Genomic DNA, 9,363 nt, shown 5'->3' with positions numbered 1-9,363 from the left:
CGCAATATATTGCAAGGCATTTTTTATTTCCAACTCGCCAGACGCAAACCGCTGTTCTTTAAAAATTATTTGATCAGCATGGTGAAGAAAGCCCTGGGCCGCGATTTTGATGTGAAGACGCATTTCACGCCACGCTACCAGCCATGGGATCAGCGCGTGTGCGCTGTGCCCGACGGTGATTTGTTTAAAGAGATTCGCCAAGGCAAAGTGAGTGTGGCGACCGGGCAAATTGCGCGGTTTGAAGCGGATGGCATCAGCTTGCAAGACGGCAGTTCTTTGAAAGCAGACATTGTTGTGGTCGCCACCGGTTTGCAACTCAATGTATTGGCCGATGTAGCTGTGCGTGTAGACGGACAAGCGTTTGTGCCAGGGGAAGCGCTGGCCTACAAAGGCATGATGCTCTCGGGCTTGCCGAATATGTTTGTGGCCTTCGGTTACACGAATGCGTCATGGACCTTGAAAGCCGACTTGACCGCCAGTTATGTATGCAGGCTGTTCAAGTACATGGACAAACGCGGTTACCGGTGTGTCAACCCGCAGCACGATCCGGCACAAACCACGCAAGCTTTTTTAGATTTCACATCAGGCTATGTGCAACGCGCCAGCGCCATGTTGCCCAAGCAAGGCGCGGCATCTCCATGGCGGGTGCATCAAAACTATGTGATGGATCTGCTGGCGTTGCGGTTTGGTGGTTTTGATGATGGGGTGTTGAGGTTTGAGCGCTGACATGGTCTTAACCTGTTAAATGCAAATATTGATTTTTTTACATATGAAGTTTATTCAGCGAACAATTCTTGCAATGTTTTTAAAACAGTTCCCAAAGTCTTAGCTGACACTTGCCCTGATTTCTTAACCAATCGCTGCTTGTCTACTGAGCGAAGTTGATCTAACACAATCAGTCCCTTGGTGCCCGCATGCGTGACCGGCACGCGAAAAGGAGCTGCAAAGCCTTTTGAAGTCATGGGTGCCATCATCACGGTTCGAAGATATTGGTTCAATTCGGGTGGTGACACGATGACACACGGGCGTGTCTTTTTGATTTCAGAACCTATCGTGGGGTCAAGGTTGACCAGCCAAATCTCGCCGCGCTTCACCAGCGCAACTCCGCATCATCTGCATTGCCAAATTCACCCATCAGTAAGTCGTCCTCACCTTGTGCAGAGACTACAGCCGCAGCCTCGGCCCAACCGGCACGCAGTGGTTTACTTGATTTGGAAAGGACGATAGAGCCGTTCTCGATCTGAACCAACGCGGTGGACTCTCCTTCCAATCCCGCTTGGGCAAGCAATGGCTTGGGAAGCACTACCCCTTTGCTATTGCCTATGTTGCGAATTGCAATTTCCATTTCTGCTCCTGTTACAACAATGTTAAATTCAACTTGGTTATTCGTCAATGGTCAGGTTCTCATTTATTCAACGTGACCAATGACGTGACAATGCGAGAGGAAAATACGGCTTTTGTCGGCGCGAACTTTTACTTGCCTGCCGGGCAAGCATTTACTCAAGCTTGAAACTATTTCCACAAGTCCTAAACTCTAACCAAACAGCTCCTCGTACGCCATGCTCCACTACGAAACCATCCCCGTCACCGCCTTCCAACAAAACTGTTCTTTGGTCTGGGAGGACGAGGGCATGACCGCTGCCGTCATCGACCCGGGCGGCGATGTAGACATGTTGCTCTCCGCTTGCAAGCAGTTGGGCATCACTCTGAAATACATCTGGATCACCCACGCGCACTTAGACCATGCGGGTGCCACGGCTGATCTGGCCGAGCAGTTGCATTTGCCCATCATCGGGCCGCACCCGGGCGATCAGTTTTGGATAGACGGTTTGCCCTTGGCCGCGTCCACTTACGGTTTTCCGCCTGCACGTCCTTTCAAGCCCACGCGCTGGCTGGCCGATGGCGACACGGTCACGCTGGGTAAACACAGCTTGTCGGTGCGGCATTGCCCAGGACACACGCCAGGCCATGTGGTGTTTTATTCGGCGGAGATGAACCGCGCATTCGTCGGCGATGTGCTGTTCGCAGGCAGTATTGGCCGCACCGATTTCCCTCAAGGCAATCACCAGCATTTGATAGACAGCATCACGCAGCGCCTGTGGCCCATGGGCGACGACACAGTGTTCATTCCCGGACACGGCCCGGAGAGCACGTTCGGGCGCGAGCGCCGCAGCAACCCCTATGTCGGCGGCACCTGAGATGCAAGAAGAGTTGCACATTCACGCCAACGGCGTCGACTTTGTGTGCCTCGCCCAAGGCAGCGGTCCCTTGCTGTTGCTGGTGCACGGCTTTCCGGACATTCCGCAGTCATGGTGGGCGCAAATAGAGGCGCTCACGCAGGCGGGCTACCGGGTCATCGCGCCTTACTTGCCCGGCTACTTGCCCTCGCGCGTGGCCGAGAACGCCTACTTTGACAAAGCCAGTCTGGTGCATGGCTTCTCGGGTTTGATTGAAGCCATAACACCCGGCGAGAAACTGCATTACATCGGCCAAGACTGGGGCGCCATCATCGGCTATGCGCTGTGTGCCGCCCGCCCCGATTTGTTGCACAGCGCGGTGTTGATGGCGGTGCCGCATCCGCACATCGTCAACAACTATTTGTTGGTGCCCAAACATATTCAGCGTTCATTCCACTGGTGGTTTTTTCAGCAAGCGGCATTGCCCGAGCAGGCTTTGCTTGAGAACGACATGGCGTTCATTGACTACCTGTGGCAGTACTGGTCGGCACCGGGTTATGAGGACGGCGAACACATTGCACAGGTCAAACAATGCCTGCGTCAACCGGGCGTGTTGACCACCGCGATGGCCTATTACCGCGCCATGTTCGACCCAGCCAAAGCCGACCCGGCCTTGCACACACTGCGCGCGGCCATGCAGCACGCCATCACGGTTCCAACCTTGGCTTTGTGCGGCGCGGAAGATATGCGTGCCGAGCTGATGCGCGAGCAAGCGGCTTGTTTTGGCGGGCCTTATGAATACCGCGAAGTACCGAACGCGGGACACTTTTTACAGCGCGAACAAAGCGCGGCGGTGAACGCTTTGCTGCTCGATTGGCTGGGGCGTTTTAACTAAGGCGTCGAGTGCTTTTATTTCACTGTGACGCGAATCGTCTTGCGGTAGGCCTCACCGTAGGAGCGGTGTGCACCATCTGCAAATTGCAGACTCAAAACGTGTTCGCCGGGCGGCAAAGTCAACTCGGTTTCGGTTTGGCCTTTACCGAAATGCTTGTGTTGCGCGTCCATCGCAATGACTTGGTTTTCCGGCACCGCATCGGTGTCGATCAACACATGGTGATGCCCGGTGCCAGGTTTGATTTCACCGGCGGGCGACACCTCCATGCCTTTGACCGCAAACTTCAGCATGAACGGGGAAGTTACGGTGTCGCCGTCTTTGGGCGTGACGAAGTCGATGTTTTGTGCGTTGGCGTTCAAACCAAGCGCCGCCAAGCACCAGGCCAGCAATGTGTGTTTCATGTGATTCCTTGAGATCATGTGTGCGCCCTATAAAGGCTGTTTGAATAACTATGGTTTGGCTTGCGCTGATTTTTCATACAAGGGCATGACCTTGGGCAGATTGGTTTCGATTTCTTTGATGCGGGTGGCGCCCGATGGGTGGGTACTCAGCCATTGCGGCGGCGCACCCTTGTTGGCCGCACTCATTTTTTGCCAAAGCGTGACGCCCGAGCGCGGGTCGTAGCCAGCTCGCGCAGCCAACTCCATGCCGACCAAGTCTGCTTCGGTTTCGTCTTCACGGCTGAATTTCAAGGTCAGTAAATTCGCCCCTTGTTTGGCCACGGCGTCGGTCAGGTTGGGATCGACTTTGAAATACGCAGAGGCCAAAGCGCTGCCAATCGTCGCCAATACATTGGTGGCTTCGCTCTTGCCCATGCGCTCGCGTGCGTGTTCGCGCAATGCGTGTGCGATTTCATGGCCCATGACCATGGCCACTTCATCATCTGAGAGTTGCAGTTTGTCCAAGATGCCATGGAAAAAAGCGATCTTGCCGCCCGGCATGCAAAACGCATTGATTTGTGCCGAGCCGATCAGGTTGATTTCCCACTTCCAGTCTTTGGCGCGGGGGTTCCACTCGTAGCTGAAGGGAATCAGCTTTTGCGCGATCGCACGCAAGCGGAGCACTTCGGGATGGTCATCAGGTGCGAGTGCGTTTTTGTCCTTGGCTTGCTTGAGGAGTTGCGCATATTGCTGGGTGGCAGAGCCTTCGACTTGGGCGGCGGGAACCAGCTTGGTGAAGCCCGAGGTGTTGCCAACCTCTACGCCTTCGCGCGCCAGCAAGGAAGTCGCTGACAAGCCCAGCGCACAGCCTGCACAGTGGTAGATGAATTGTCGTTTAGAGAGCATGGGTTCTGAATTTGAGAGTCGCATCACAATACAAGGTATGAACGATACCTCAACTGTCAAGCCTTCGCCATTGCGCTGGGTGGATTCCATGCTGATTTACCTCAGTCCCCACAGCTTGCGCATGCTGGCGCTGGGTTTTGCCGCTGGTTTGCCCTTGTTGCTGGTGCTGGGCACGCTGAGTTTTAGGTTGCGAGAAGCCGGTATTGACCGCGCCACCATCGGTTTTTTAAGTTGGGTGGGTTTGGCCTATGGATTCAAATGGGCTTGGGCGCCATGGGTAGACCGCATGCCTTTGCCGGTATTGACGGCCTTGTTGGGGCGTCGCCGCAGTTGGTTGCTGCTGGCGCAATGCTGCGTGGTAGCAGGATTGTCAGGCATGGCGTTGAGCAATCCGCAAGTCTCTTTGACACCTTTGGTGGGTTTTGCGTTGTTGACCGCTTTCGGTTCAGCCACGCAAGATATTGCGCTGGACGCGTTTCGCATCGAGTCCGCGCAGGCGCGGTTGCAAGCGGTGCTGGCTGCCAGCTACCAAACCGGTTACCGTTTGGCCATGATTTGGGCGGGTGCCGGTGTGTTTTGGATTGCGGCACGCGCTGAAAGCGGCGGCTTGCCAGCAGGAACCTACCAAGACCAAGCGTGGGCCGTGGCCTATGCCGCTATGGCTGTGTCTATGGCTGTCGGCATGGTCACCGTGTTGTTTTCCAAAGAGCCGGCGCACGTGGATTTGCCGCCGGCGCACAGTTTGCGCGAATGGTTGCAAGTCGCGGTGATCGCGCCGTTTGCCGAATTTGTGAAGCGCTACCGCTGGCATGCGGTGTTGCTACTGGCTTTGATAGGCACTTACCGTATCAGCGACATTGTCATGGGCATCATGGCCAACCCGTTTTATGTAGACATGGGTTACACCAAGGAAGAAGTAGCGACTGTCACCAAACTGTATGGCGTGGTGATGACGCTGGTGGGCGCGTTCATTGGCGGCGCCATGGTGCTGCGCTGGGGTGTGATGAAGGTGTTGATGATCGGTGCGGTGTTGAGTGCCGCGACCAACCTGCTGTTTGCTTGGCTGGCATTACACGGACATGATGTGTATGCTTTGATTGCGGTGGTGTCTGCTGACAATTTGGGCAGTGGCATCGCGTCTGCGGCTTTCATCGCCTATTTGTCATCTCTCACCAACGTACAGTACTCGGCCACGCAGTATGCTTTGTTCAGTTCGTTGATGCTGCTCGGACCGAAATTTTTAGCCGGTTTTTCGGGCGTGGCGGTGGACGCTGCAGGTTATGCCTGGTTTTTCACCGGCACCGCTTTATTGGGTGTGCCGGTGTTGTTGCTGGTGTGGTTGGCCAGTCGTTTTCATGCTTCAGGAGATTGACCGTGTTTGATGTGAACCCCTTTTGCCGCGCTGTGTTGTCTCGTTCAGCCGCCACCTCGGATAAAGCTGCGCCCGCGTGGCGCCTATGGTCGCTGCTAGGTGTAGCTGCATTGCTTCATGCCGGGCTCTCATGGTCGCAAGCCTTGCCGGTGGCCAGCCCCGAATCGGTCGGCATGTCCAGCCAGCGCCTAGACAAAATCCATACCGCCATGCAAGCCGAAATCGACAGCAAGCGTCTGCCCGGTGCGGTGGTGATGGTGGCGCGCAAAGGCAAACTGGTGTTTAGCAAAGCCTATGGCGGTTTGAACAACGCGGCCAATGCGCCTATGCAAACCGATTCGGTGTTTCGCATTTATTCGATGACCAAGCCCATGGTGTCGGTGGCCTTGATGATGCTGGTCGAAGACGGCAAGGTGCAACTCACCGACCCCGTGTCTAAATATTTACCTTCATTCAAAAATCCCATGGTGAGTGTGGCCACACTGGAGCAGCCATACAACGGTGTGAATTTCAAACTGGTGCCTGCCCACAAAGAACCGACCATCCATGACTTGCTGCGTCACACTTCCGGTCTGGCTTATGGTGAATTGACCAAAAACACCTTGGTGAAACAGGCTTACACAGATGCTGGTATTTACAGCACTGCACGCGACTTTGATGCGCGCAACATCAGCGGCGCCGACATGGCCGAGCGCATTGGCAAAGCACCGCTGGCACAACAACCCGGCACCACTTGGGAATACAGCATGTCAGTAGATATCCAAGGGCGCGTGATAGAAGCGGTCACTGGTCAACGTTTGAACGAGTTCATGCAGCAACGTTTGTTCAAACCCTTGAAGATGAACGATACCGGCTTTGATGTACCGGCGTCCAAAGCTTCACGCGTCGCTGAAGCGTTTGCCAATGACCCGATGACTGGCTTGGCCAATAAATTGATCGATATCAGCCAGCCACCCGGCAATGACTCAGGCGGCGCTGGCGGTGTCAGCACCGCAGCCGACTATTTGCGGTTTTGTGAGGCGCTATTGAATGGCGGTCAACTCGATGGTGCACGGATTCTGTCGCGCTCCACGGTGCAATTGATGACGGCAGACCATTTGGGGTCAGCCATTGCCACGCCCATCAACCCCGGTCAGTTGCTGCTCGGCTCGCCAGGCTATACCTTTGGTCTGGGTTTTCTGGTGCGGCAAGCAGATGGCATGGCGCCGGTGCACGGCAGCGCGGGTGAATTCATGTGGGCAGGTTATGCGGGCACGTATTTCTGGGCCGATCCGAAAGAACACATTTGCACGGTGTACATGACCCAGTCACCCAGTCCGTTGCGGGCGCATTACCGGCGCATGCTCAAAGCGTTGGTGGCGCAGGCTTTGGTGGATTGAACACTCGGTGTTTACGCCCACCAATCGACCACTGATTATTTTTTGATGCAAACACGTTTCACGACTGCTTTCAAGCTCACCACACCTATTGCGCTTGCACCCATGGCACTTGCAACAGGCGGTGCACTGTCGGCCACATGTGCCCGCGCTGGCGCTTTGGGTTTGCTAGGCGGTGGTTATGGCGAATTGAGTTGGCTGCAAACAGAGCATTCACTTGCTATCCAACATTTGCAGGAGGATGAAGATGCTTTAGCCCGTCTGGGCTGCGGATTCATTGCATGGAAATTGGACGAGGATACGAGCGCATTGGACTGGTTGCTTGATCAGCCACACCAGCCCGCTGCATTGATGCTGTCATTCGGCGACCCGCGTCCCTTTGCGGCGCGAATAGCCAAACGCGGCATACCTTTGATTTGTCAAATTCAACGGCTAGAGCAATTGCCGGTTTGTTTAGAAGCCGGCGCGGCGATGATCGTGGCACAAGGTGCGGAAGCCGGTGGACACGGCATGAACAGCTTACAAGCGCGCGCAACCTTCACGCTGGTGCCTGAAATAGCAGATGCGCTGGCTCGCGAATCCGCTTCAACATTGCTGCTGGCGGCAGGAGGCATTGCCGACGGGCGCGGTCTTGCTGCTTCTTTGATGCTGGGTGCTGACGGTGTATTGATGGGCACGCGGCTGTGGGCGAGTGCCGAAAGCCTGGCAACGGCTGGCGCCGTGACGGCGGCATTGACTGCGAACGGGGACGATACCGCACGCTCTTCAGTGTTTGATGTATTGAGGCGAAAAAACTGGCCGCCCGAGTTTGACTTTCGCGCTTTGCGTAACCGTTTACACCGGCAATGGGAGTCGCGCACGGATGCATTGCGTGCTGCGCCAGAGGCTGCCCGCGCAGACTACGAAGCAGGTGTGGCAGCGCAGGACTTTGAACGCGCCCATGTGACGGTGGGCGAGGCCGTGGGTTTGTTGCATGATGCACCGTCCGCAGCAGTGTTGATTGAGCGGATCACGCAGCAGGCTGAAGCATTGATGAGTTAATTGGGGTCAGTTACCCATTACTGCCGGATAGGTCAGCCTAGGCAACAGTGACAGGCACTCTCGCCGCCAATGCACACATCAGTTCATAACCCACCGTGCCTGCCGCCTTCGCCACTTCATCGATACACAGTACCTGTCCGCTGGAAGCACTGCCCCACAATGTCACATCGGTTCCAAAGCCAGCGGCCGGCACATCTGTCACGTCGACACACAACATGTCCATGCTGACCCGCCCGAGTGTGCGGGTTCGCATCCCGTCGACCAACACCGGCGTACCCGTAGGTGCATGGCGCGGATACCCATCTGCGTACCCGCAAGCGACAACACCCACCGTCATGTCGTGCGGCGCGGTAAACACACCGCCATAACCCACCGTCTCACCCGCTTTGAGTGGCTGCACACTGACGAGTTGACTGCGCAAACTCATGGCCGGTTGTAAACCCCAATGCGCTGCATCATGCAAACCATGGTCTGGCGAACTGCCGTACAGCGCAATGCCTGTGCGTACCCAATCGGCAGTCACGTCGTCTCGTGCGCCATGGCGCAATACCGCCGCGCTGTTGGCAAGGCTGCGCTCACCCGGCAAGTCCCCGCTGTGCTGTTGAAACACTTGCAGCTGCTGATCCACACCAAGCACCTCGTCGGCGTGAGCGAAGTGCGTCATGAGCGAGATTTCATCGACTTGCGGTAATGCATTCAAACGCACCCATGCCGAACGGAAGGCCTGCGGCATGAAACCCAGACGGTTCATGCCAGAATTCATTTTTAAGAATACGCGTTGCGGCACTTGGGTCTTGTGTTTGCTGAGCATGTCAATCTGTGCTTCATGGTGCACCACATGCCACAAATCCAGCCGTGAACAGGTTTCCAGATCGCGTTGTTCGAACACGCCCTCGAGCAGCAATATCGGACCTCGCCAACCTAGTTCGCGCAGGCATTGCGCCTCATTCAAGTCAAGCAACGCAAAGCCGTCAGCGCCACGCAGGCCTTCAAACACATGCGCCAGACCGTGGCCATAGGCGTTGGCCTTGACCACCGCCCATACGCGCGCATCTGCACACGATTGACGCAAGCGCAGCAGGTTGTGGCGCAGCGCATCGGTGTGAATGTAGGCATGGATGGGACGTGGCATGCGGGAGATTGTCGCAGGGCTGACAGGCCCTCTATCGGCGTGATATAACCCACGGGCTACAAGGCCTGCATCTTGAATATTGAC

11 protein-coding genes are annotated in these 9,363 nt (G+C 55.9%); 6 read left to right on the top strand and 5 right to left on the bottom strand.

Annotation, left to right across the window (positions count from 1 at the left end):
* The coding region (locus tag AC9UG7_RS06510; protein ID WP_509585778.1) for an NAD(P)/FAD-dependent oxidoreductase at positions 1–726 on the top strand (726 nt) is incomplete at its 5' end.
* A gap of 50 nt (positions 727–776) precedes the next feature.
* Here the strand turns inward: AC9UG7_RS06510 and AC9UG7_RS06505 are convergent.
* Positions 777–1,097 (bottom strand): type II toxin-antitoxin system PemK/MazF family toxin, encoded by a 321-nt coding sequence (locus tag AC9UG7_RS06505; protein ID WP_509585785.1) that lies wholly within the window; start codon positions 1,095–1,097, stop codon positions 777–779.
* Entirely contained in the window at positions 1,091–1,345 is a 255-nt protein-coding gene (locus tag AC9UG7_RS06500; protein WP_509585776.1) for an AbrB/MazE/SpoVT family DNA-binding domain-containing protein, read from the bottom strand. Before AC9UG7_RS06500 ends, AC9UG7_RS06505 begins: the two co-directional genes overlap by 7 nt.
* Positions 1,346–1,559: 214 nt before the next feature.
* Between AC9UG7_RS06500 and AC9UG7_RS06495 the strand changes: the two genes are divergently transcribed.
* Together AC9UG7_RS06495 and AC9UG7_RS06490 are read left to right on the top strand one after the other, a co-directional pair.
* Complete coding sequence (locus AC9UG7_RS06495; RefSeq protein ID WP_509585774.1) at positions 1,560–2,198, top strand: MBL fold metallo-hydrolase; 639 nt, start codon at positions 1,560–1,562, stop codon at positions 2,196–2,198.
* Complete coding sequence (locus AC9UG7_RS06490) at positions 2,182–3,072, top strand: alpha/beta fold hydrolase (protein WP_509585772.1); 891 nt, start codon at positions 2,182–2,184, stop codon at positions 3,070–3,072. The genes AC9UG7_RS06495 and AC9UG7_RS06490 overlap by 17 nt, the downstream gene beginning before the upstream one ends.
* Positions 3,073–3,086: 14 nt before the next feature.
* Here AC9UG7_RS06490 and AC9UG7_RS06485 read toward each other — a convergent pair whose 3' ends face one another.
* Positions 3,087–3,491, bottom strand: coding sequence for a DUF4399 domain-containing protein (locus AC9UG7_RS06485; RefSeq protein WP_509585770.1), 405 nt, complete (start codon positions 3,489–3,491; stop codon positions 3,087–3,089).
* Between the two features lie 30 nt (positions 3,492–3,521).
* A complete protein-coding gene (locus tag AC9UG7_RS06480; protein ID WP_509585783.1) occupies positions 3,522–4,382 on the bottom strand; it encodes a M48 family metallopeptidase in 861 nt (286 codons plus the stop codon).
* 13 nt (positions 4,383–4,395) lie between these two features.
* Here AC9UG7_RS06480 and AC9UG7_RS06475 point away from each other — a divergent pair, with 13 nt between their 5' ends.
* Genes AC9UG7_RS06475 through AC9UG7_RS06465 form a run of 3 tightly spaced genes read left to right on the top strand, consistent with a single transcriptional unit; the run spans position 4,396 to position 8,147 of the window.
* On the top strand, positions 4,396–5,730 hold the full coding sequence (locus AC9UG7_RS06475; RefSeq protein ID WP_509585768.1) for an AmpG family muropeptide MFS transporter: 1,335 nt from the start codon (positions 4,396–4,398) through the stop codon (positions 5,728–5,730).
* Positions 5,731–5,732: 2 nt separating this feature from the next.
* Entirely contained in the window at positions 5,733–7,109 is a 1,377-nt protein-coding gene (locus tag AC9UG7_RS06470) for a serine hydrolase domain-containing protein (protein ID WP_509585766.1), read from the top strand.
* 45 nt (positions 7,110–7,154) lie between these two features.
* Entirely contained in the window at positions 7,155–8,147 is a 993-nt protein-coding gene (locus AC9UG7_RS06465) for an NAD(P)H-dependent flavin oxidoreductase (RefSeq protein ID WP_509585764.1), read from the top strand.
* A gap of 37 nt (positions 8,148–8,184) precedes the next feature.
* Here AC9UG7_RS06465 and alr read toward each other — a convergent pair whose 3' ends face one another.
* Positions 8,185–9,279 (bottom strand): alanine racemase, encoded by a 1,095-nt coding sequence (gene alr, locus AC9UG7_RS06460; RefSeq protein ID WP_509585762.1) that lies wholly within the window; start codon positions 9,277–9,279, stop codon positions 8,185–8,187.
* Positions 9,280–9,363 lie beyond the last annotated feature (84 nt).

It is taken from the genome of Limnohabitans sp. (genome assembly GCF_046052765.1).
GTDB lineage: Bacteria > Pseudomonadota > Gammaproteobacteria > Burkholderiales > Burkholderiaceae_C > Limnohabitans.
This window is presented reverse-complemented; position numbering and strand designations above follow the sequence as displayed.